Origin of the sequence: Luteimonas campi, assembly GCF_051162505.1 — a bacterium.
GTDB lineage: Bacteria > Pseudomonadota > Gammaproteobacteria > Xanthomonadales > Xanthomonadaceae > Luteimonas.
In genome coordinates this window covers 977,362-999,887 of the sequence record NZ_JBNWEM010000002.1, presented here as the reverse complement: position 1 = coordinate 999,887, position 22,526 = coordinate 977,362, and the positions used below count along the sequence as shown (strand labels likewise).

Sequence of the window (22,526 nt, the reverse complement as noted above, 5' to 3'; positions counted from 1 at the left end):
GGCGACCGTGCCGGAGGTCCCGCGTACGGCCGGCTCAGGCATCCGGCGGCGGCAACCGCGCGCGCCGGGCCTGGCGCGCGGCGTTGATCGCGTCGCCGCGCGCACGCTTGCGCCGGCGCGCCAGCGCGAGCGCGTCTTCCAGCCAGCGCTGCACGCGTGCGGCGCTGCGGTTGCGGCAGACCCCGGCCAGGCCGTACCAGCCGCCGCGGATGTCCACGGCCTCCACCACCTGGCGGTTGATCAGCAGGCGCATGAACTCGGTGGCCAGGCCGAGACGACGCACGTGGTCCTGGATGCGCAGCAGGCGCAGCGTGCCCTCCGCCATCGTGGCGATGCCGAGGGTGGTATCGGTCAGCGCGCCCGCATCGCCCGCGATCACCGCCGGCCAGTGCAGCCGCAGCAGGTACAGGTGGCTGGGCCGCACCGCGTGCGCGCACAGCGGATCGCACAGCAGGATCGAATGCTCCACGTGGTTGATCGTGCCCTGCGCGGCGAGGCGGTCGCACATCCCGCGCCAGTCCTCGCCGGCGGCCGGCGCGTGCTTTTCCAGGCGCAGCACGCGCGGCTGGTCGTCCGCCTCGTTGTCCAGGCGCGGCAGGTCGAGGCGCTGCTGGCAGAACGCGACGAAGCGCGCGCCGATCATCGGCGAGCCCACGATCCAGGCGATGCGGAACATCGGCGCCCAGCTCCAGTGGCGGAAGGCGTTGATCCAGCCGCGATTGTCCGGATGGTCCCAGGCGTGCTCGAGGTCGAGGTCGTGGTAGACGGCCTCCATCAGCCGGATCAGTTCCTGGCAGAAATAGAAGCAGGCGCGGAAGTCGCCCTCCGACGGCAGGCCGGTGCGCCGCTCTACCGGCGATGGCGGCAGCTCGCCCTCGAGCCCGGGCACGGCGTCCACCAGGTCGGTCCAGGCCGGGTGGAACTGCGCGTCGAGCACCGCCAGCGCCGGGGTGTTGCGCAGCTGCCGCAGCAGTTCGCCCAGGGCGCGTCCGTGCAGGGCGAAGCGGTCGGCCACGCCCGGCACCGGCGCCACCCAGCGCTGGCGTAGCGCGATCAGGAGCTTCTCCTTGAGCGCCGAATCGTGCACGCCCAGTTCGGCGTGCCGCGGCGCGCCGGGTTCGGCGCCGACGCGCTCGAGCACCGGCGCCAGCGCGCGAGTGGCGATGTCCTCGCCGAGCCGGCGGTAGCTCTCGAACTGCGCCTCGTCGAAGAACTGGTCGGAGGTGGGCTCGTGCGGAAAGCAGGCGTGGCTGCGCGCGTAGTGGGCGATGTCGGCCGGCTCCTCGCCGGTGAGACCGGGCTTGAGGTAGAGCAGGGTGCCGCTGCTGCCGTCGGCGTAGGCGATGCGGCCGACCGCGCAGCTGCGCTCGGTCAGGCCGTCCGCGCGCGGCGCCAGCGCGGAGACGTCGATATCGATCTCCGCGCCGAAATCGACCCGGCACTTGTGCACCGCATTGCCCAGGTCGCCGAACGCGCGACCGGCATCGGCGGCCGCATCCACGCACAGGATGAAGCGGCAGCGACGCCGCACCAGCTCGTACAGCCCGAGGTTCTCGAAATGGCCGCCGTCGGACAGGTGCACGAACTTGCCGCCGGCGTGGGTGCGGCCCAGGAGTTCCGCCAGCAGCCAGCGGCCGAAGAAGGGCGCGCTGTCGGCGCGCGGATGCTCGGGATGGCGCGGGTTGGGCAGCCACCAGCCCAGGCGCGCATCGAACAGGGTGAGCAGGAAGGTCACCGCCGGCGAGCTGTGGTAGCCCATGTTGGGATTGACCGCCGCGCCGGAGATGGCGACCGCAGCGCCCAGGGTGAGCGAGCCGGCGAGGGGATCGTTGCGGCCCGCGGTGGCGGCCGTGGCGGTGCCGGCGGTCGCGGCCACGCGGTCGCCGATCGGCGGCTCGTCCGCGCGCGAATCCGGCGGCAGATGCCCGCACCAGCCCGGGCTGAGGCAGAACGAGGCGGCCTTGCGGTCCTGCCAGTCCAGCTGCTTGGCGGCCACCAGGTTGAGCGCGGTGCCGATCAGCGGATACAGCGGGCGCGCGCCATCCAGGCGCTGCACCTCGACCAGGTCGGCCAGCACCAGGTCGTCCTGCAGGTCGAAGTTGGTGGTCGGTTCCGGATTGCGCTGCGCGTTGCTGGCGCCGAGGTAGCAGCGCACCAGCCGGTTGCGATAGAAGGCATTGAGGCTGAACTCGTTGACGTCCACGGCCCAGCCCAGCAGCAGCCACACGCCCGCCGCCGCCGCCACGAGGAGCGCCAGCGCGCGCGGGTAGGCTCCCACGGTCGCGGACAGCCCGGTCAGGTGCGTGCCCAGCGCGCGCCCGTCCAGCGCGTCCAACGCCGACGGCGCGCCGCCGACGAGGCGCTCGAGCACGGGCCCCGCCGCCTGCAACAGCAGCTGGCCGGCCAGGCTCAGCACGACCAGCAGGCCCAGCACGAACACCCACGGCGCGAGCCGCGCGACCAGGTCCAGCATGCGCCAGCGCTTGGAGCCCTCGCGGCCGGCGCGCACGCCGTGCGCGGCCAGCAGGCCGATGCCGGTAGTGGACAGCCAGGCCAGCGCGCCGGCCCAGCCGATGCCCGACAGCAGCTGCGCGCCGCGGCCCGCGCCCATCCGCATCAGCCAGGGGCCGTACATCACCAGCGACAGCGCCAGGGTCACGCCCAGCGCCACCAGGGCGCAGGTCTTGCCGCCTACCCGCGCCCAGATCTCGCGCTGCAGGTCGCTCATCGCCGGGCCGGCCAGGCCCAGGTGCACCACCGCGGTCAGCGCCACGGCCAGTACCACCAGCAGCGGCCCGGCCACCAGCACGTGCCACAGCCCGCCCGGCGCCAGCGCCCACGCCGCCAGCCAGCCGCGCAGCAACATGATCGCCACGCCCGCGAACGCGGCCGCCCCCACCGTACCCAGCACGAACCGCCACGGATGCCGCTGCAGCGGCGGCGGCGGGGCGTCGCCCCGCGCCACCAGCCGCGAATACCAGGGATCGAACAGCAGCCAGGCATGCCAGACCGTCAGGTAGAGCGCGGCGGTGACGATGCCAAGGCCAGCGCCCTCCATGGTCCATTGCGCGGGCAGCCAGGCGATCGCGCTGTCGAACACGCCCGGCAGGCGCTTGAAGCGCGACAGCCCCAGCGCGCCCAGGATCGAGGCCAGCGCCAGCGCCAGGATGGTGCCGAGCGCGGCCAGCACCACCCGTCGTGGCGGCTGCGGCGGCTCGCCGTCGACCGGCGCCGGGCGGCGGTTGGCCCAGGTGCTGACCCAGGCCAGCAGCACCACGGCCAGCATTCCGGTCATTCCGGCCAGCGACAGCGGCAGGGTGGGATTGCGCGTGGCGAGCGCGTCGGCGCCGGCATACAACAGCAGCGGCAGCAGGCACAGCGCCAGGATCAGCGCGCACAGCTGCGCCTGTACCAGCAGCACGTTGCGCACGTAGGTGCCGGCCATGCCGAGCGCGTCGCCGGAGAAGGGCGACTTCCGCGGCGCCAGGTAGTTGCTGTACTCGCGCAGGTGGCGGATCGGCCGCGCGCCGGGACCCTCGGTGCCTGCACCGCCGCCGGCCAGGGTCGCAAAGGCGCTGGCGAAACCATGGCGCCGGATCAGCGCCTGCAGGAAGCCGCCGATGTAGCCGCCGCCCGAGACCGTGGACTGGTAGTGGAAGCAACGCAGCAGGCCCAGCCGCGCCAGCGCCTGCAGCACGCCCAGGCCGAAGGTGGCGCTGCGGATGCCGCCGCCCGACAGCGCCAGGCCCCAGGGCTCGACCTGCGCAGGCGCTTCGCCGGCGGGCGTGCCGAGGATGGTGGCCAGCTCGGCGGCACGCACCGCGGCCAGGTCGGGAACGGAAGGGGCCGCGCTCCAGCGCGCCTTCAGCGCGGGCGGCAACAGGTTGGGCAGGCGCACCGCAGCCTCCATGTGCGTGTGGCGGATCCCCGTGGGGCACTGTAGTGCAAACGCGGCGCGCCGCGACGGCTGGCCATGACCGCGCCGCGCGCCCGGCCACGTTGGCGGTAGCTGGCAGGCGGCGTCGGCGAGGCGGACCGCCAGCGGCGCATCGGGCAGACTCGCGGCAGGAGGCGGCGGCATGGCACTCAAGCGCATCTACGACAACTGGCAGCAGCTGCGCGCGGCCAGCGGCACGCCGGGGTCGCGCCAGCGGCGCGAGTGGCGCGCCTATCTGGAAAGGCGCCCGCTGATCGCCTACTGGGGCGACTCGTGGTTCAGCACGCCGCTCTACAAGAACCTGTGCTGGAACAGCTTCTCGCGCATCGACGGCATGTCGATCCGGCTCGGCGGCCCGGGCTTGACCGCGGCGCAGATGCTCACACCCGCTGCCTGCCGCGACCATGCCGAACGCTTCGCCTCGCGCGGCTTCGACCTGCTGTGCCTGAGCATCGGCGGCAACGACTGTCTCGGCGAGCGCCTGGCCGCGGTGTTCGCCGGCGCTCCGCGCATGGACGCCGACGCCGCCTTCGACCGCGTGGTCGCGCACGGCGTGTTCGACCGGCTGCGCGCCCGCTACGACCTGTTGCTGTCGGCGATGGCGGGCGTCCCCGGTCTGCGCGTGGTCGGCCATGGCTATGCGCCGCTCTCGCGCCACGCCATCGGCAAGCAGGGGGCGCTGACCGTGAGCAACCTCGGCCTGGCGGCGCTGGTGATGGGCACGGTCGGGCCCTGGCTGTGGCCGGTGGTGCAGCCGGTGCTGGGCAACAAGGCCGAAGCCGAGCGCTTCGCCCGGCGGCTGCTGGTGGACGGCTTCCGCGACCTGGTGCTGGCGCCCAGCCGCGCGGCCTGGCCGGGGCTGTTTTCCTATGCGGACTTCTCCGCGATCGGTTCGATCGACGACCGGGCGTTCTGGTACGACGAGATCCACCCCACGGAGGAGGGCTTCGCCCTGCTCGCTGCGGGCTACAACGCCATGCTGCGCGCCGGCCTGCCCGCGGCCAAGCGCGCGGCGATCGGCTGAATGCGGGCTGGCCGGCTGCGGGTTCGCTTCAGGAAACGGGCGCTATCGTCGCCGTCCCCACGTTCACAAGGAGATCCGCCATGGCAGGTACGACATCCCGACTCCCCCTGCGTGCCGCGCTGCTGTCGGCCGCGATGGCCGCGTTGCTCGGCGCCTGCGCCGGCGAACGCGATGCGGCGCCTGCGCCGGTGGCCGATCCGGCTCCCGTCGCGCAGCAGCCCGATGCCGCCCCTCAGCCGGCCACCGGCAGCGATCCGCTTTCCCCCGCCGATGGCGGCAGCGCCGACCCGATGGGCCCGTGCAAGGCCGACAGCCTGCAGGCGCTGGTAGGCCAGGAGGCCAACGAGACCCTCGTCGCCCAGGCCACCGCCGACAGCGGCGCGACCAGCGTACGCGTGCTGGGCCCGGACGATGTGGCCACCATGGACTTCCGCGGCGACCGGCTCACCATCACCACCGATGCGCGTCGCATGATCCAGACCCTCAGCTGCGGCTGACGGGCCTGCGGCAGGGCCCGCACGCGGGCCCGCCGCTTCAGTCGTCGCCGCGCTTGCGGCTGAAATCGATCGGCGCGCTGTCGCGTCGCTCGGTGCTCCAGGTGGCTTCCGTGGAGCGCTCGCATTCGCGCGGCACCGGCTCGCCCGGGCGGTCGGGCCGACTGGCGCACAGTGGATTGCGATCGACGCTCGCGGCGTTGCCGCGCACCTCGTAACCGGCGCAGGCCGTCAGCAGGCCCGTGGCGAGCAGTATCGACAGCGTGTTCCTGATCGTCATCGCGGCTCCTTGCGGCGTAGGGGACGCACGATCCTCGCACCGCGCACCGCGAGTGACAACGCGCCGGAAGTCATGCGCGCGTGTCCCGATCGACACCGTCCGGCGTCGCGCGCGGCGCGTGAAGCCACGCGATCAGCGCCGCGCCCGCCAGCAGCAACGCCGCCAGCATCCACGGCGCACCGGCGAATGCGACCGGCGCGTGCTCGCCGATGAACAGTCCGAACACGCTGGCGAACGCGACCGGCGCGATGATGCCCGCCACCGACACCAGGCTCATCAGCGCACCCTGGATGCGGCCCTGCATGTCCACGTCGACCTGGCGCGTGATCAGTGCCTGGCTGGCAGGCGCGGCCATCGCCCACAGCGCGCTCACCGGCAGCCCGAGCAGGAAGATCCAGCCCTGCCCGGCGAAGGCATACACCACGAATCCCAGCGTGCCGCAGCACAGGCCGAGGATCAGCGCGCGGCGCTCGCCGAGGGCGCGCACCACCCGCCCGACCACCGCCACGTTGACGATCACGCTGCACACCCCGACCAGGAACAGCACCCAGCCCACCTCCCACGGCCCCCAGCCGTAGCGCACGTCGGCGAACAGCACGAACACGCTGGGGTAGACGTAGTGCGCGAGGTTGGCGATGAACACCACCGCGGCCAGGCCGATGATGGCCGGATAGCGCCCGATCAGCAGGATCGCGGCGTGCGGACGGATCGCGCGCCAGTCGAAGCGCTGCGCCCGCGACGCCGCCGGCAGCGATTCGGGCAGCACGAACAGCCCGTAGCAGAAGTTCAGCAGCGCGAGGCCGGCGGCGAACCAGAACGGCAGGCGCAGGTCGACCTCGCCCAGCCAGCCGCCCAGCACCGGGCCGATGGTGAAGCCCACGCCGAAGGCGGCGCCGATCATGCCGTAGCTCTTCGCGCGTGCATCGGCGGGAACGATGTCGGCGACGTAGGCGTTGGCGGTGCTGAAGCTGGCCGAGAACACGCCCGAGAACACGCGCGCCAGCAGCAGCCACCACAGCGACGGCGCCAGCGCCATGAGCACGAAGTCGACGGCCAGCCCCAGGCAGGACAGCAGGATCACCGGCCTGCGCCCGTAGCGGTCGGACAGTGCGCCCTGGATGGGCGAACTCAGGAACTGGATGGCCGCGAACACGGTGCCGAACACGCCGATCCACAGCGCCGCGCTGACGGTGCTGCCGGTGAATTCCTCCACCAGATGCGGCAGCACCGGGATGATCAGCCCGAACGCCAGCACGTCGATCAGCACGACCAGGAAGATGAAGACCAGCGCGGCCTTGCGCCGTGCGGTTGTCGGTTCGCTCACGCGGGGCGGCCGGGGATTGTGGGCGCGCATTATCGGCGAATCGGCCGGGCTGTCGCTCGCGCACGCTGCCGGCCTGCGCCGGCTGCTGCGACCCGCGCGGGGCCGCGCCCGCTGTCGGCTGGACAGTAGGACGAGGCGAAACGCGGCGACGTCTGCGTCGCCCAGCCTCCAGCCTTCGCAAGCGCGCGCTGCAGTGGCCGCGGGAAAGACGAACGACGCGGCTGGTCGTGGACGTCAGCGCTCCGGGCGCAGCGCCTCGAGGATGCGCAGGCCGGCGCGGCCGTCGGCGGGCTGCAGGCCCAGGCGCTGCTGCTCGTCGCGGATCGCGCGGCGGGTGGCGGTGCCGATCATGCCGTCGACTTCGCCGATCGCATGTCCACGCGCCAGCAGCAGGGTCTGCAGTTCGCGGCGCTGCGCGCGCGACAGGCCCGGATCGTCGGTGGGCCAGGGCGTGGCCAGGCCGCTGCCGCCGCGCAGGCGGTCTGCCAGGGTGGCGATCGCCAGCGCATAGCTCTCGGCGGCGTTGTAGGAGTAGATCGCGTCGTAATTGCGGAACACCAGGAAGGCCGGACCCTCACGTCCGGCCGGCAGCAGGATCGCGCTGCGCGCATTGGACGGCGCGATGGCGCTGCCATCCACGCGCACCACGCCGCGCGCCACCCAGTCCGACAGCGGGCGCCGGCTGGTGCGCCCGGCCAGCGCGGGATCGAAGCCCGCCGGAAGTTTCACCTCGTAGCCCCAGGGCTGGCCGGTCTGCCAGCCGCTGCGCTTGAGGTAGTTGGCCGTGGAGGCCAGCGCGTCTGGAATGCTGCCGACCAGGTCGCGCCGGCCGTCGCCATCGCCATCCACCGCGATGCGCGCGTAGGTGGTGGGCATGAACTGGGTATGCCCGAACGCCCCGGCCCAGGAGCCGGTGATGCCCGGATCGCGCAGGTCGCCGTCGTGCAGCAGCTTCAGCGTGGCCAGGAACTCGCCACGGAAGAACTCCTGGCGCCGGCCGAAGCACGACAGCACCGACAGCGACTGCAGCAGCGGCCGTTTGCCCGACACGCGCCCGTAGTCGCTTTCCACGCCCCACACCGCCACCACGGTTTCCGGATCCACGCCGTACTGCGCCGAGACTTTCGCCAGCAGTTCGCGGTGGGTCTCGAGCATCGCGCGGCCGTCGGCCACGCGCTCGTCGTCCACCAGGCCGGCCAGGTAGTCCCAGATCGGCGTGGTGAACTCGGGCTGCGCGTCGAGCAGGTCGAGCACGCTGCGGTCGGCGACGATGCCCGCCATGGCGCGGTCGAAGGTGTCGCCGGGGATGCCGCGGGCCAGCGCCTGCGGACGCAGGCGACCGGTCACGCAGGCGGCGTATTCGGGATCGGCCGCGGCCGGTGCCCGCGCGGCGGCCGGCGCCGGGGCTGGATCGGCGGCGGGCGATTGCGCCAGCGCGTGCAGCGCCGGCAGGGTGGTCAGCAGGACGAAGAGCGGGAGACGGCGCATCGCGACGATCTGTTGCTTGGGGAAGCCGGAGCATAGCCGCGCCGGCGTTGCTGTCCCGCGCACGGGCGGAGCCGGGTTCCGGCGGATTCATGCAGTTGCAGCGGCCCCGGGGCCAGCCGCCGGATCCGCGGCCGTGGCGCACCTGCGTGGCCCTCGTGCCGCCGGCCTGCGCTGGCGGCGCGCGGCCTTGGCTGCCAGGGGCGAGACGGCCGCGTCCGCACACCGCCGTTTCCCACCGCATCCGGCAAGCGACGGCTGCAGCGAGTGAAGGACGCCGCGGGCGCACGCTGGCGCACGCGCGGAACGACCGGCCCGCCTCAGCCGCCGACCGCGTCCAGGTAGAACCAGTGCCCGTCCTCGCGCAGGAAGCGGCTGTGCTCGCGCATGCGCACCACGCTGCCGCCGCCGATGCGGTAGCGGGCCACGAACTCGACCTCGGCGCTGTCCGGGCCGGTCACCAGGTGGCGCAGCACCTCGAGCCGCAGCCAGACCGGGCGCGGGTCGTCGAAGGCCAGCGCGTCGGGCCGGGTCGAGCGGTGCCAGCTGCGCAGCAGGTAGTCGGCATCCTCGCGCGCATAGGCGCTGTAGCGCGAGCGCATCAGCGCCTGCGCGTCGGGCGCGGGTGCGCCGGCGTGCAGCGGCCCGCAGCAGTCGGCGTATCCGCGGCCGGTGCCGCAGGGGCAGGCGGCCATCAGCGGCGGCTGCCGCCGGTCTCGATGAAGCGCAGGAACTCCGCCCGGGTGCGCGCGTCCTCGCGGAAGCTGCCCAGCATGGTCGAGGTCACCATGCTCACGCCGCGCTTGTGCACGCCGCGCGTGGTCATGCATTCGTGGCTGGCGTCGACCACCACGCCCACGCCCAGCGGCGCGAGCGCGCGCTGGATGCAGCCGGCGATCTGCGCGGTCATCTTCTCCTGCACCTGCAGGCGCTTGGCATAGGCTTCGACCACGCGCGCCAGCTTGCTGATGCCCACCACCTTGCCGTCGGGCAGGTAGCCCACGTGCACCTTGCCGATGATCGGCGCCATGTGGTGCTCGCAGTGGCTTTCGAACTCGATGTCGCGCAACACGATCATCTCGTCGTAGCCGGCCACCTCCTCGAAGGTGCGCGCCAGGTATTCGTCGGGGTCGAGCGCGTAGCCGCTGAACCACTCGCCGTAGGCCTTGACCACGCGCTTGGGGGTGTCGAGCAGGCCCTCGCGTCGCGGATCCTCGCCGGCCCAGCGCAGCAGGGTGCGAACCGCGTCCTCGGCCTGCGCGCGCGATACGCCGTGGCGGGCGTCGTCGGATTCGTTCACGGGCTGCTCCAGGATCGCGGGGCCGTACATGGTAGCGCGGCGGCCGGCCGGCTCAGTACGAGTCGCCCCGATAGCGCAGGATGCGCTCGCCCTCCGCTGTCCGCACGCGCAGCCCGGCATGGCCCGGCCCCGATGCGGGCAGGACCTCGAGCGAACGCGCACCGCGCACATGGCCGATCAGGCGGCGCCCGCCGTCGCCCTCGGCATAGATCCACCAGTCGGCCAGCCCGTCGCGGCGCAGGCAGGGGTGCACGCCTTCCACCAGCCAGTCCTCGCGACCGTCGGCGTCCAGGTCGACGCGACGCGACCGTACCCAGTCGGCGGCGAACGCGCTGCGTCCCTGCCGAAGTCCCTGCGGGCACTCGAGCACGCGCGCGTCGGTCTGCAGTCCGCGCACGATGTCGTTCGGCAGCTGCGGGGTGGGCGTCGCCACCGGCCCTGTGGCGCGGGCGGAGGGCGCCGGCTGGCAAGCCGCCAGCAGCAGCGCGGCCAGCAGCGGGACGACCCGCGCCGACGGCGCGCGCCGGTCAGCCCTTGCGGCCGTCGAAGCGCCCATCGAGCAGGTCGTTGACCCAGCGGTCGATCACCGCGGGCGCCGCTTCGATATGCACGTGCGGGCCGGTGGAGTTGCCGGTCGAGCCCTGGTTGCCCAGGTCCTGCCCGTAGCCCACCTGCTGGCCCACGCGCACGTCGATGCTGGACATGTGGAAGATCCAGGCCACCTTGCCGTCGGCATCGCGGATGCCGACCGCGTTGCCGGCGCCGCCCATCGCGCCGGCGTGGATGACCTCGCCCTGCAGCGGCGCGGGTATCGCCTGCGCGGTCTGCGACTGGCCATCGCGATGCAGCACCACGTCTCGCGTCTCCAGCTGCTGGCCGTTGCGCGTGACCGTCTGGTAGTCGTGGTGGGGCTGCAGCTGGCTGGCGTCGCTGACCGCGAACGCGGCCTGGTGGCCGGTGCTGTACACCGTGTAGGGGGCGTAGCTCGGAACGCTGCCGGGCACCGGCGGCGCGTCCTCGCGCGGCGGCGCGGCCGGCGGCGCGTCGCCGCGGCCGGCCGCGCCCGGCACGCGCAGGCTGTCGCCGGCGTAGATCATGCTGGAGTCGCGGATCGAGGGATTGGCGGCCATCAGTGCACCAACGCTGGTCGAGAAGCGCGCCGCCAGGCCCGACAGCGTGTCGCCGGACTGGATCGTGTAGCTCGCGCTCTCCGCCGCCTGGCCGCCGGGGACCGAAAGCGTGGCCCCGGCATGGATCAGGTCGGGATTACGTATGCCGTTGGCCTGCGCCAGCGCACGCACGCTGGTGCCCATCCGCGCCGCGATGTCGGAGAGCGTATCGCCGGGCCGGATCGTATAGCTGCCGCTGGGCGCGGAACCCGCATCGCCACCGGGCACCCGCAGCGTGGTGCCGGCATGGATGAGGTCGGGATTGCCGATGCCGTTGGCCTCGGCCAGCGCCTGTGCCGTGGTGCCGAAGCGCGCGGCGATCCCGGACAGCGTGTCGCCGGCGCGTACCGTGTAGCGGCCGTCGCTCGGCGGCGGTGCACCGTCGTCGGGATCGGGCCGCGGCGGCGTGCCCTCGATGGGTGCGGGCGCCTGTCCGTCGATCTTGTCGCGCACGAAGCTGGTGGCCTCGCCCGCGGTGATGCGGCCGTCGCGGTTCAGATCGAGCGGCGCGTTCATGCGGTAGGCGGCACTGCCCTGCGAGAACAGCGTCGAACCCGGATCCGGGCGCGGGCTGCCGTAGAGCACGGTGGTGTAGACGCCTTCGAGTGTGTTGAGATCGCCCGGGTCGGAACGCTGGGCGAAATAGCGTTCGACGTACTCGAGCTGATCGACCGCGTTCATCCGCGCCAGCGCCTCGGTGCTGGTGCCGAGCTCGCGCGCGGTGGTGGGCATGAACTGGATCAGGCCGGTGGCGCCGCTGCCCGCGCCGTTGCGCACGCCGGGGCTGAAGCTGCCGCCGGTTTCGAAGCTCATCACCGCCAGGACGTACTCCGGCCGCGTGCCGATGCGCCCGGCCATCTCCTCGATCCCGCGCAGGAACGCCTCGGTGACGTTCGGGTTGCCGCGCACGCCGTCGATGCGGTTGTAGTCGAAACCATCCGGACTCAGGCGGTCGCTGGGATGGTCTGCACGGGCGGAAGAGCTGTGGTCGACGGCGCTGACGGACATGATGGTTCCCTGGATCGCATCGGAGGCGGCGCGCAAGACGGCGCCGCCCCCACGACCCTAGGCGCGTCGGCGCCGGTGCGTCAGCCCGGAGGCGCCCCAGCTGGGGTCGACCCCAGTGCGATGCGCGTCACGCCGCGCCGGCTCAGCGCCGCCCGGCGATGCGCTCGCGTTCGGGCAGCTGCTGCGGCCAGCCGCCTGCCAGCGACTTGTACAGCGCCACCGCGCTCGCCACGCTGCGGGTGCGGCCATCGGCGAAGGCATCCTGCGCCTGCAGCTGCACGCGCTCGGCGTCGAGCACTTCCAGCAGGCCCGAGGCACCGGCCTCGAAGCGCGCGCGCGCCAGCTGCGCGGCCTGCGCGGCGTCGATGGCCGCGCGCTCCAGGTGCGCGTCCTCGCTGCGCGCGCGGGCGTGGCGCACCAGCGCGTTCTCCGTGTCCTCCAGGGCCAGCAGCACCGTCTGCTGGTAGCGCGCGAGTTCGCCTTCGGCTTCCGCGTTCGCCGCGGCGATGCGGGCGCGCACCCGGCCGACGTCGAGGAACGACCAGTCGATGCCCAGCGCCACGATCCGCGTCTCGCTGTCGCGCTCGAACAGCGCGCCGCTGTCGATCGCCTGGCTGCCGATCAGCCCGCCCAGGGTGAAACGCGGGAACAGGTCGGCCGTCGCCACGCCGATGCGGGCCGTGGCGGCGTGCAGCCGCGCTTCGGCGGCGGCGATGTCGGGGCGCACGCGCAGCAGTTCCCCGGGCGCACCGGGGTCGATGCGCGGCGGCAGTGCGGGCAGCGGCCGCTGCGGCGCGAGGCTGGCGAGCAGTGCGCCGGGATCGCGTCCGGTGAGCACCGCGAGGCGGTGCATCGCCACCTGTTCGCGGGCCTCGAGCGCGGGAATCCGCGCCGCGGTGGACTCGAGTTGCGCGCGGGCGCGCGCGGTGTCGAATTCGGTGCCGGCGCCGGCGTCCAGTCGCGCCTGCACCAGGTCCAGCGTGCGCTGCTGGTTGTCGCGATTGGCGCGGGCCACGCGCAGCTGTTCCTGGGTGCCGCGCAGCTCGACCCAGGTGCCCGCGACCTCGCCAGCCACCGCCACCTGCAGCGCGCGCAGATCCTCGGCACTGGCGCCGGTCTCGGCCCGGCCCGCTTCGATGCCGCGGCGCACGCGGCCGAACAGGTCGAGCTCCCAGCCTGCGGAAATGCCCGCGCTCCACTGCTCGCCGTCGCGCGCTCCGCGCGGCAGGCCCGGCGCCTGGTCGGTGCTGCTGCGCACGTCGGCCGCCTCGCCCTGCGCGGTCAGCGTGGGCAGGGCATCGAAGCGCGAGCCGCGCAGCAGAGCTTTGGCGCGGTCCAGTCGCGCCAGCGCGATGCGCAGATCGTGGTTGGCATGCAGCGCCTCGTCCACCAGTTCCGCCAGCTGGGCATCGCCCAGGCCCTGCAGGAAGGCGTCGTCGAACGCCGCCGCCGCAGGCGTGGCCGGCGCCTCGGCCTGCACGTCGGCGCCGGATGCGCCGAAGCGCTCGGGCACGGCCATGTGCGGGCGTACGTGGTCCGGGCCGACCGCGCAGGCGGCGAGCAGCGCGGCGGCGAGTGCGGAGATCGCGAGCCGGCTCACCATGGCAGCGCATCCTCGAGGTAGAAGAAACCGCCGGTGGGGCCGGCGTCGTCGATCAGCGCCAGGCGCACGCTGGTACGCGCGCCGTCGGGCACGTCGAGCTCGCCGTTCTGCTGGTCGCCGGCCTTGTTCATGTCGGTCTTCACGTAGCCCGGATGGATCGTGTTGACCTTGATGCCGCTGTCGGCAAGTTCGTGCGCCAGGTGGATCGTCCAGGCATTCACCGCGCTCTTGGAGACGTTGTAGGCGGGCACGCCCTTGAAGTCGTAGATGAAGGACGCCGGATTCTGGTGCTCGGCCAGCGAGCCCAGCAGGCTGGAGACGTTCACGATGCGCCCGGCGCTGGACCTGCGCAGCAGCGGCAGGAAGGCCTGCGTGGTCTGGATCAGGCCGAACACGTTGGTCTCGAAGGTCGTGCGCCAGGTGTCCAGCGACTGGCCCGAAGCGCCCTTGCCGGGGTCGTCGACCAGGATGCCGGCGTTGTTGACCAGGATGTCGAGGCGGCCGTGGCGGTCGTCGACCTGCTGCACGGCGGCGGCGATGCTGGCCGCATCGGTGACGTCGAGGCCGATCGCCTCGGCCGGCAGGCCCTGGGCCTGGAGCCTGAGCGCGGCCTCGACCGCACGTTCGCGGTCGCGGCCGGCCAGCAGGGTGTGGACGCCGGCCTCGGCGAGCTGGCGCACGGTCTCGAGGCCGATGCCGCGGGTGGCGCCGGTGACCAGCGCGATCTTGGAAGCAGTGTTCATCTGGATCATGTCCTGGGGTTGTCTGGGGATTGGGTGGGGCGGCCTGGACGCCGCGCCGTTGTCGGGATGGGAACCGCGACGCGACGGACGGCGCCGGCACGCCAGGTCACGGGCTCATGCATCGATCCGGGCGCGGGCCGGCACCGCCGCATGCGTCGGCGCATGCGAGACCAGCGGCCGGTTGGCGAGCTTGCGCAGCGCCACGTAGAACACCGGGGTGAGGAACAGGCCGAAGAGGGTCACGCCCAGCATGCCGGCGAACACGGTGATGCCGGTGATCGACCGCACCTCCGCGCCCGCGCCGCTCGACAGCACCAGCGGCACGGTGCCGGCGATGAAGGCCACCGAGGTCATGACGATCGGACGCAGCCGCAGCCGGCAGGCTTCGAGCGCCGATTCGACGATGCTCTTGCCCTGCATTTCCAGCTCGCGCGCGAACTCGACGATCAGGATCGCGTTCTTGCACGCCAGCCCCATCAGCACCACCAGGCCGACCTGCACGAACACGTTGTTGTCGCCACCGGCCAGCCACGCGCCCGCCAGTGCGGACAGCATCGTCATCGGCACGATCAGGATCACCGCCAGCGGCAGGGTCCAGCTCTCGTACAGCGCGGCCAGCACCAGGAAGGCCAGCAGCACCGCCAGCGGGAAGATCACCAGCGCCGCGCTGCCCTGGCTGGCCTGCTGGTAGCTCAGGTCGCTCCAGTCGATGTCCATGCCGGCGGGCAGCGCCTGCCGCGCCAGATCGGTGACGGTGGCCATGGCCTCGCCCGAGGACAGCACGCGCGGGTCGGCCTCGCCCAGCAGGTCGGCGGCCGGGTAGCCGTTGAAGCGGATCACCGGGTCGGGCCCGTAGGTCTGGCGGATGTCGACCATCGCGCCGATCGGCACCATGTCGCCGGCCGCATTGCGGGTGCGCAGGTTGGCGATGTCCTCGACCTGGTCGCGGAACCCGCCGTCGGCCTGGGCGATGACCTGCCAGGTGCGGCCGAACATGTTGAAGTCGTTGACGTAGGCCGATCCCAGGTAGGTCTGCAGGGTCTCGAACAGTTCGGTCAGCGGCACGCCCTGGGCCTTGGCCTTGACCCGGTCGACCACCGCATCGAGCTGCGGCACGTTGGCCTGGTAGCTGGTGATCGGGAAGCCCAGCCCCGGCGTCTGCGCCGCCGCGCCCTGGAAGGCCTGCACCGCACCCTGCAGCGCGCCGTAGCCCAGCCGGGCACGGTCCTCGACGAACAGCGACCAGCCCGACCCGTTGCCCAGGCCCTGGATCGGCGGCGGCATGATGGAGAAGGTGAAGCCTTCCTGGATCGTGGCGAACTTCGCATTGAGTTCGGCATTGATCTCTTCGGCACTGCGCGAGCGCTCGGAGAACGGCGCCAGGGTGAAGAACACCACGCCGTTGTTGGGCGTATTGGTGAACTGCAGCGGGTTCAGGCCCGGGAACGCGACCTCGCTCTCGACGCCCTCGACCTCCATGGCCAGCGCCGCCATCTTCTTCATCACCGCATCGGTGCGCTCGATCGAGGCGCCCTCCGGCATCTTCACGCCCGCGATCAGGTACAGCTTGTCCTGGACCGGGATGAAGCCCGCCGGCACCACCTTGAACATCAGCGCCGCGCCGGCCAGCAGCACCAGGTAGACCACGAACACCGCGCCGCGTCGGCCGAGCGCACGCGACACCGAGCCTTCGTAACGCTGCGAACTGCGGCTGAAGAAGCGGTTGAAGGGCCGGAAGATCCAGCCGAACAGCCGGTCGATGATCCGCGTGGGCGCATCCTTCTGCGCGTCGTGCGGCCTGAGCAGCTTGGCCGCGAGCGCCGGCGACAGGGTCAGGGAGTTGATCGCCGAGATCACGGTGGAGATCGCGATGGTCACCGCGAACTGCTTGTAGAACTGGCCGGTCACGCCGTCCAGGAAGGCCATCGGCACGAACACCGCGCACAGCACCAGCGCGATGGCGATGATCGGCCCGGACACTTCCTTCATCGCCAGGTGCGCGGCTTCGAGCGGGGTTGCACCGGCCTCGATGTGGCGCTCGACGTTTTCCACCACCACGATCGCGTCGTCCACCACGATGCCGATCGCCAGCACCAGGCCGAACAGGGTCAGGGTGTTGATCGAATAGCCCAGCAGGTACAGCACCGCGAAGGTACCGACCACCGACACCGGCACCGCCAGCAGCGGGATGATCGAGGCGCGCCAGGTCTGCAGGAACAGGATCACCACCAGCACCACCAGCAGCGTGGCTTCGAGCAGGGTGGTGATCACCGACTTGATCGAGTCGCGCACGAACACCGTCGTGTCGTAGACCGACTGGATCTCCACGCCCGGCGGCAGCGCCGGGCGCAGTTCGTCCATCCTGGCCACCACCGCGTCGCGGATCTGCAGTGCATTGGCGCCGGGCGCCTGGAAGATGCCGATGGCGGCCGCGTTCTTGCCGTCCAGGCGCGCGCGCAGGGTGTAGTCGCCGGCGGCCAGCTCGATCCGGGCCACGTCGCGCAGGCGCACGATCTCGCCGCCGGCGCCGGCCTCGAGCACGATGTCGCCGAACTCCTCCACGCTCTCCAGGCGCCCGCGCGCATTGATCGGCAGCAGGAAATCGCTGCCGTTGGCGATCGGCTCGGCGCCGAGCTGGCCGGCCGAGACCTGCACGTTCTGCTCGCGCACCGCGCGCAGCACGTCGCCGGCGGTGAGGCCGCGCGCGGCGATCTTGTCCGGATCCAGCCACAGCCGCATCGCATAGTCGCCGCCGCCGAACAGCTGGGCGTCGCCCACCCCGTCGATGCGCGAGAGCTCGTCGCGCACGTGCAGGCGCATGTAATTGCGCAGGTACAGCGAGTCGTAGCGTCCGTCCTCGGAGGTCAGGTGCACCACCATCAGGAACACCGGCGACTGCTTCTGCGTGGTCACGCCCTGGCGGCGCACGTCCTCGGGCAGGCGCGCCAGCGCCTGGGAGACGCGGTTCTGCACCTTGACCGTGGCCTCGTCGGGATCGGTGCCCGGCTTGAAGGTCACCGTGAGCTGCAGCACGCCATCGGAGCCGGCGACGGACTTGAAGTACATCATGTCCTCGACGCCGGTGATCGCCTCCTCCAGTGGCGTGGCGACGGTTTCGGCGATCACCTTGGGATTGGCGCCGGGATAGACGGTGCGCACCACCACCGAGGGCGGCACCACCTCGGGGTATTCGCCAATCGGCAGCAGGGGAATCGAGATCAGGCCGGCTGCGAAGATCACGATCGACAGCACGGCGGCGAAGATCGGGCGGTCGATGAAGAAGCGGGAGAAGTCCATGGCGGTGGGTCCTTGCGGCAACGGCCGCGGCTGCCGCGCAAGCGCGGCCTGGAGATAGAGTCCGGTCCGGCGGCCTTCCCGCGAGGGGAGGGAACGGGAAGACCGCCAGCCGGAAGGGCCGAGGGGAGCGGCCCGGGGGAACGGATCGCCGCGTGCGCAACGCTCGCGGCGGTTAGTGCTTGGGCTGTCTCCTTGCGTGGCGCGGGCGGAGAAGACAGACCTGGAAGGGAGGGGCGACTCGCCGGCGCGAGCGCGCTCCAGCTCCGGCCTTGCGTGTGAGAGCCGGCAGCGGCGCGCGCACTAGGGCACGCGCGCCACCCGCTCGGCGGCAGCAGGCGGCTCCATCCCCACCTGCGTCGGCGCGACCGGCAGGCCGGGCATGAAGACCTTCTGCACGCCGTTGACGATCACCTTGTCGCCGGGCTCCAGCCCGGACTGCACCACGCGCAGCCCGTCGACCACCCGGCCCAGCACCACGTCGCGACGCTGTGCGGTATCGCCTTCGCCCAGCACGTAGACGTACTTGCGGTCCTGGTCGGTCAGCACCGCCTTGTCGTCGACCAGCAGGGCATCGAACGCAGCCCCGCCCTCGAGCTGCACGCGTGCGAACAGGCCCGGGGTGAACAGACCGTCCGGATTGCGCAGCACCGCGCGCGCGCGGATCGTGCCGGTGGCTGGATCGACCCGGTTGTCGACGAAGTCGACGGTCCCGGCGTGCGGCCAGCCCTCCTCGCCGGCCAGGCCCACGCGCACCGCGCGGTCGTCGCCGGCGCGCTCGCCCTCGCCGGCGGCGCGGCTGTAGCGCAACCAGGTCTGCTCGTCGGCCTCGAAGTACACGTGCACCGGATCCTGCGAGACCACGGTGGTGAGCACGGTGGCATCGGCCTGGGCGAGGTTGCCCACGGTCACCATCGCGCGTCCGGCGCGGCCGTCGATCGGCGAGCGCACCTGGGTGAACTGCAGGTCCAGCCGCGCCGCGGCCACGGCGGCCTCGGCCGCGCGTACCGCGGCGTTGCCCTGCGCGGTGGCGGCATTGCGGGTCTCGAACTCCTCGCGCGAGATCGCGCGGGCCTCGACCAGCGCCTGCGCGCGCACGTTCTGCGCGCCGGCCAGCTTGGCCTCGCTGCGCGCGCGTTCCAGCTCGGCCTGGGCGCGGTCGAGCGCGGCGCGGTAGGGGCGCGGGTCGATCTCGAACAGCAGGTCGCCCTTCTTCAGCAGCTGGCCTTCCTCATAGGCCACGCGCTGCACGTAGCCGCTCACGCGCGGACGCAGCTCGACGGTCTCGACCGCGCTCACGCGCCCGCTGAAGGCGTCCCACTGCTGCACGGGACGGGTCACGACCTCGGCCACGCTGACCTCGGGCGCGGGCGGCGCGGCATCGCCGGGCGAGGCGTTGCTGCTGCAGGCGACCGCGAGCGCGGCCGCGAGCAGTAGCGGCACCAGGCGCAGGCCGCGGCGGAAGGGAATCTGGCGATCAGCAGCGTTCATCGTGGGGGTGTCCTGGAGAAGTGGGAAAGGCGATGGCATCGAGCAGGGCGCGCGCCGCGCGCAGGTCGCGCGCGGGCAGCACCTCGCTGGCGGGAGCGGCGCGGCGGCCGCGTCGGATGGCCGACGATGCGCCGGCAGGGGGATCGATGGCGATGACCCCGGAGGTCATGGCACCGGCGTAGTCGAGGATGGGCGCCGGACAGGCGTGCCGGGCAGCGGCAAGCATGGCCAGCGCGCGCCGGCCCAGCGCCAGCGCGGCGACCGCGTCGCCGAGCGGTGCGTCCATCGACAGCAGCTGCACGCGCTGGCCTTGGCGGCCCGCCTCGTCGTGCAGGACCCGCGCCATCATCCGCAGTGCCGCCGCGGCGATCGAACAGTGTCCGTAGCCGGCCCAGGGATAACGCCCGCCGGGTCCGCCGACCAGCACGTAGCCGGCACCGTCATCCGCCAGCAGCGGCAGCAGGTGCCGCGCCGCGAACAGGTGCGGCAGCAGGTCCTGATCGAGCGTGCGCTGCAGCACCTCGGCTGGCTCGTCGATCAGGCGCCCGCAGGGATGCGCGCCGGTGAGGCTGGCCACCACGCCGTCGATGGTCATGCCGCTGTCGCGCAGCAGCGCGGCCAGCGCCGCCGCGTCGGCATCGCTGGCGATCGAACCCGGCACGGCCCGGATCCGCGCCTGCGGCAGACGGTCGATCAGCGCGCGGCGCGCGTCCTCGTCCATGCCGACGGCGACCACGCCGTGCCCGGCCTCGACCGCGGCCTCGACCACGCCCAGTCCGACCGGGCCGCCGGCGCCCAGCACGACCAGGCCACGCCGGATTGTCCCGGAATCGATTATCCCATTCACGGGAAAGTTCCTCCCGCGACCGGGATATTCCGGGCTTCGCGGGCCGCCTGGAACACCCGGTCGACCAGCTTCAGCAGGGCCGGCAGCAGGGCCAGGGTCAGCGCCACGCCCAGCGTCCAGCTCCAGCCGCGACCCAACTCAAGCCATTGATCTATAAGAAGAGAACTCAGGGCGAGCAGGTCTACGGCCAGCAGCATCACGAGGCTGGCGTGGGACAGGTGGCGACGCGGCGAGGCGCGCATGACGGCGATCCATCAGTGGGGATGGCGCACATCCTGCGCCCGCAATCCGCACTTGATTAGTCCCCAATTGAGGGAATAATTGTCCAGCAGGCGGGCCAATCACTCACCCATACCCAAGGAGTCGGGCATGACGCACGATCTCAACGACACCCTGATCTTCGTCAAGGTGGTCGAGCACGGAAGTTTCGTTGGCGCGGCGAAGTCGCTGCGTCTCCCCAAGACAACGGTCAGCCGCAAGGTGCAGGAACTCGAATCGCGCCTGGGTGCGCAGTTGCTCCATCGCACCACGCGCAAGCTCGGCCTCACCGAGGCCGGCAACGTGTACTTCGAACACTCGCAGCGCATCGCGCGCGACCTGAGCGAGGCCGAGAGCGCAGTTGGCCAGTTGCAGGCCGGTCCGCGCGGGTGGCTGCGGTTCACCGCGCCCTACTCGATCGGCATCGACAAGATCGCGCCGCTGCTGGGCGAGTTCCACATGCGTCATCCCGAGGTGCGCGTGGAGATGATGCTGTCCAACGATCCGGTCGACCTGATCGCCGGCGAGATCGACGTGGCGCTGCGGCTTGGCCCGCTGCCCGATTCGAGCCTGGTCGCACGCAGGCTCGGCACGCTGCGCACGCAGATCTTCGCCGGCAGCGCCTACCTCGAACGCCATGGCGAACCGCTGCACCCCAACGAACTGCAGTACCACCGCACCCTGGCCATGCACAAGCATCGCCACGGCGGCGGCTACGCCTGGTCGCTGGACGATGGCAGCGGCGCGCAGCAGTTCCCGATCAATCCGATCCTGGTGGTCAACGACCCCGCCGCGCTCAAGGGCGCCCTGCTGTGCGGTGAAGGCCTGGTGATCGGCGCCGACGTGATGGTGAAGGCGGCGGTGGAGAAGGGCGTGGTCAAGCGCGTGCTCGCCGGCTGGACCGGTCCGGAGTACGAGTTCAACGCGGTATTCCCGCGCGGCCACGGGCAGTCGCCGAAGGTACGGGCCTTCATCGACTTCCTGCTCGAGCGCCTGAACCTGGAGATCGACTACATGTCGCAGCATTGCCCGCTGATGGCGGAACGCTGCGACGGCGGCCGCAGCCAGGCGGCCGCGCAGGAGGCCGAAGACATCGCCGCCGGCAAGCGCATCCTGGAGACGGTGGCGGCGTAGCGCACCCGGGCGTGCCGGCGTCCCGCAGGGCGCCGGCGCCGCGGTCAGCCGCGCAGCAGTACCTTGCCGCCGCGCCCGGGCCGCAGGCTGGCGGTCGCGGCCTCGGCGATGCGGTCGAGATCGTAGATCGCATCCACCGGCAGGCGCAGCTGACCCTCGATCGCGCGCTGGATAAGTTCGGCGAACAGCGCGCGCTTGCGATCGGCCGGCATCTCGCGGCTGGCCTTGCTGCCCCAGAAGCCCCGCACCGTCACCTGCCGGAAGATCACGTCGCCCGGCGGCACCTGCATGGCCTCGCCCCCCATCGCACCGAACGAAACCAGTACGCCGCCGTCGCCGAGCAGCGCGCACAGCTCGGCGCTGGCCTGACCGCCGACCGAATCCACGGCCGCGCGCGCGCGGTCGGCTCCCAGCAGCGCGCGCGCCGCCTCGCGCCAGCCATCGGCCTGCGTGCACAGCACGTCGTCCACGCCCAGCTCCGCCATTTCCGCCACGCCGGCCTCGCGACGGACCAGGCTGAGCACGCGCACGCCGCGCGCGGCCGCCAGCATCGCCAGGGTCTTGCCGACCGCCCCATTGGCCGCGTTCTGCACGATCCATTGCCCGGGCTGGACGTCCAGCGATTCGAGCAGCATCAGCGCGCTCAGCGGCATCGCCACCAGCTGCGCGGCGAGTTCGTCCGGCACGGCGTCGGGCACCGGCACCAGCATGCGCGCATCGGCGACGAAGTACTCGGCCCAGGTGCCGCGACCGGACGCAGCGGTCACGCGCTGCCCGATCGCGATGCCCGCGACGCCGTCGCCCAGCGCATCGACCACGCCGAAGCCCTCGCTGCCACCGATCGCCGGCAGCTCCGGCTTCCAGCCGTACTGGCCGCGCACGGTGAACAGGTCGTGGTTGTGGATCGGCGCCAGCCGCATGCGCACGCGCACTTCGCCTGGGCCCGGTTGCGGCACCGCGCTGTCGCCTGCGGCCAGAACCTCGGCCGGCTCGCCGAAACGATGATGGATCGCGCTGCGCATGACCGAAACCCTCGTTGGAAGTCGACGCCACGCTAGCGCAATCTGCGTCACGCGCGAATGCGCAGGGATCGACGGCCCGTGCACATGCCGCGTGCGAGCCTCTCCCTTCCCGT

Annotated in this window: 18 protein-coding genes; 3 read left to right on the top strand and 15 right to left on the bottom strand. The window is 72.3% G+C overall.

Translation table 11 applies throughout. From position 1 onward, the window contains the following. Window positions 1–34 precede the first annotated feature (34 nt). Window positions 35–3,910 carry a hypothetical protein gene (locus ACQYVW_RS09330; protein WP_434946778.1) on the bottom strand — a complete coding sequence of 1,292 codons (3,876 nt, stop codon included), beginning with the start codon at window positions 3,908–3,910 and terminating at the stop codon, window positions 35–37. Between the two features lie 169 nt (window positions 3,911–4,079). On the opposite strand from ACQYVW_RS09330, the gene ACQYVW_RS09325 reads away from it, so the two are divergent. Both ACQYVW_RS09325 and ACQYVW_RS09320 read left to right on the top strand, forming a co-directional pair. Further along, window positions 4,080–4,961 carry a hypothetical protein gene (locus ACQYVW_RS09325; protein ID WP_434936429.1) on the top strand — a complete coding sequence of 294 codons (882 nt, stop codon included), beginning with the start codon at window positions 4,080–4,082 and terminating at the stop codon, window positions 4,959–4,961. An 80-nt stretch (window positions 4,962–5,041) separates the two neighbouring features. Further along, window positions 5,042–5,458 (top strand): I78 family peptidase inhibitor, encoded by a 417-nt coding sequence (locus ACQYVW_RS09320; RefSeq protein WP_434936430.1) that lies wholly within the window; start codon window positions 5,042–5,044, stop codon window positions 5,456–5,458. 37 nt (window positions 5,459–5,495) lie between these two features. Here the strand turns inward: ACQYVW_RS09320 and ACQYVW_RS09315 are convergent, their stop codons facing one another. The 13 genes from ACQYVW_RS09315 to ACQYVW_RS09255 form a co-directional block, all read right to left on the bottom strand. Next, entirely contained in the window at window positions 5,496–5,735 is a 240-nt protein-coding gene (locus tag ACQYVW_RS09315; protein WP_434936432.1) for a hypothetical protein, read from the bottom strand. A 70-nt stretch (window positions 5,736–5,805) separates the two neighbouring features. Continuing rightward, complete coding sequence (locus ACQYVW_RS09310; protein ID WP_434936434.1) at window positions 5,806–7,089, bottom strand: TCR/Tet family MFS transporter; 1,284 nt, start codon at window positions 7,087–7,089, stop codon at window positions 5,806–5,808. 204 nt (window positions 7,090–7,293) lie between these two features. Beyond that, window positions 7,294–8,547, bottom strand: coding sequence for a lytic murein transglycosylase (locus ACQYVW_RS09305; RefSeq protein WP_434946777.1), 1,254 nt, complete (start codon window positions 8,545–8,547; stop codon window positions 7,294–7,296). 317 nt (window positions 8,548–8,864) lie between these two features. Continuing rightward, entirely contained in the window at window positions 8,865–9,239 is a 375-nt protein-coding gene (locus ACQYVW_RS09300) for a YchJ family protein (RefSeq protein WP_434946776.1), read from the bottom strand. Then, window positions 9,239–9,844 carry a GTP cyclohydrolase I FolE gene (folE, locus tag ACQYVW_RS09295; protein WP_434936980.1) on the bottom strand — a complete coding sequence of 202 codons (606 nt, stop codon included), beginning with the start codon at window positions 9,842–9,844 and terminating at the stop codon, window positions 9,239–9,241. Before folE ends, ACQYVW_RS09300 begins: the two co-directional genes overlap by 1 nt. Window positions 9,845–9,896: 52 nt before the next feature. Continuing rightward, window positions 9,897–10,277 (bottom strand): hypothetical protein, encoded by a 381-nt coding sequence (locus ACQYVW_RS09290; protein WP_434946775.1) that lies wholly within the window; start codon window positions 10,275–10,277, stop codon window positions 9,897–9,899. Between the two features lie 94 nt (window positions 10,278–10,371). Further along, a complete protein-coding gene (locus ACQYVW_RS09285) occupies window positions 10,372–12,021 on the bottom strand; it encodes a LysM peptidoglycan-binding domain-containing protein (protein WP_434946774.1) in 1,650 nt (549 codons plus the stop codon). A 142-nt stretch (window positions 12,022–12,163) separates the two neighbouring features. Further along, complete coding sequence (locus ACQYVW_RS09280; RefSeq protein ID WP_434946773.1) at window positions 12,164–13,624, bottom strand: efflux transporter outer membrane subunit; 1,461 nt, start codon at window positions 13,622–13,624, stop codon at window positions 12,164–12,166. Continuing rightward, window positions 13,618–14,367, bottom strand: coding sequence for an SDR family oxidoreductase (locus ACQYVW_RS09275; RefSeq protein ID WP_434946772.1), 750 nt, complete (start codon window positions 14,365–14,367; stop codon window positions 13,618–13,620). Before ACQYVW_RS09275 ends, ACQYVW_RS09280 begins: the two co-directional genes overlap by 7 nt. A 114-nt stretch (window positions 14,368–14,481) precedes the next feature. Then, complete coding sequence (locus ACQYVW_RS09270; protein WP_434946771.1) at window positions 14,482–17,664, bottom strand: efflux RND transporter permease subunit; 3,183 nt, start codon at window positions 17,662–17,664, stop codon at window positions 14,482–14,484. Between the two features lie 300 nt (window positions 17,665–17,964). After that, window positions 17,965–19,152: an efflux RND transporter periplasmic adaptor subunit gene (locus ACQYVW_RS09265; RefSeq protein ID WP_434946770.1), complete on the bottom strand. Its 1,188-nt coding sequence runs from the start codon at window positions 19,150–19,152 to the stop codon at window positions 17,965–17,967. Continuing rightward, window positions 19,139–19,999: an SDR family oxidoreductase gene (locus ACQYVW_RS09260; RefSeq protein ID WP_434935169.1), complete on the bottom strand. Its 861-nt coding sequence runs from the start codon at window positions 19,997–19,999 to the stop codon at window positions 19,139–19,141. Before ACQYVW_RS09260 ends, ACQYVW_RS09265 begins: the two co-directional genes overlap by 14 nt. Continuing rightward, the gene (locus ACQYVW_RS09255) at window positions 19,996–20,241 is read right to left on the bottom strand and encodes a hypothetical protein (protein WP_434935167.1); all 246 of its coding nucleotides are present in this window, start codon (window positions 20,239–20,241) and stop codon (window positions 19,996–19,998) included. Before ACQYVW_RS09255 ends, ACQYVW_RS09260 begins: the two co-directional genes overlap by 4 nt. Before the next feature lie 127 nt (window positions 20,242–20,368). Here ACQYVW_RS09255 and ACQYVW_RS09250 point away from each other — a divergent pair, with 127 nt between their 5' ends. After that, the gene (locus ACQYVW_RS09250) at window positions 20,369–21,391 is read left to right on the top strand and encodes a LysR family transcriptional regulator (protein WP_434935165.1); all 1,023 of its coding nucleotides are present in this window, start codon (window positions 20,369–20,371) and stop codon (window positions 21,389–21,391) included. A 44-nt stretch (window positions 21,392–21,435) separates the two neighbouring features. Here the strand turns inward: ACQYVW_RS09250 and ACQYVW_RS09245 are convergent, their stop codons facing one another. Beyond that, window positions 21,436–22,413, bottom strand: coding sequence for a zinc-binding dehydrogenase (locus ACQYVW_RS09245; RefSeq protein ID WP_434935163.1), 978 nt, complete (start codon window positions 22,411–22,413; stop codon window positions 21,436–21,438). Window positions 22,414–22,526 lie beyond the last annotated feature (113 nt).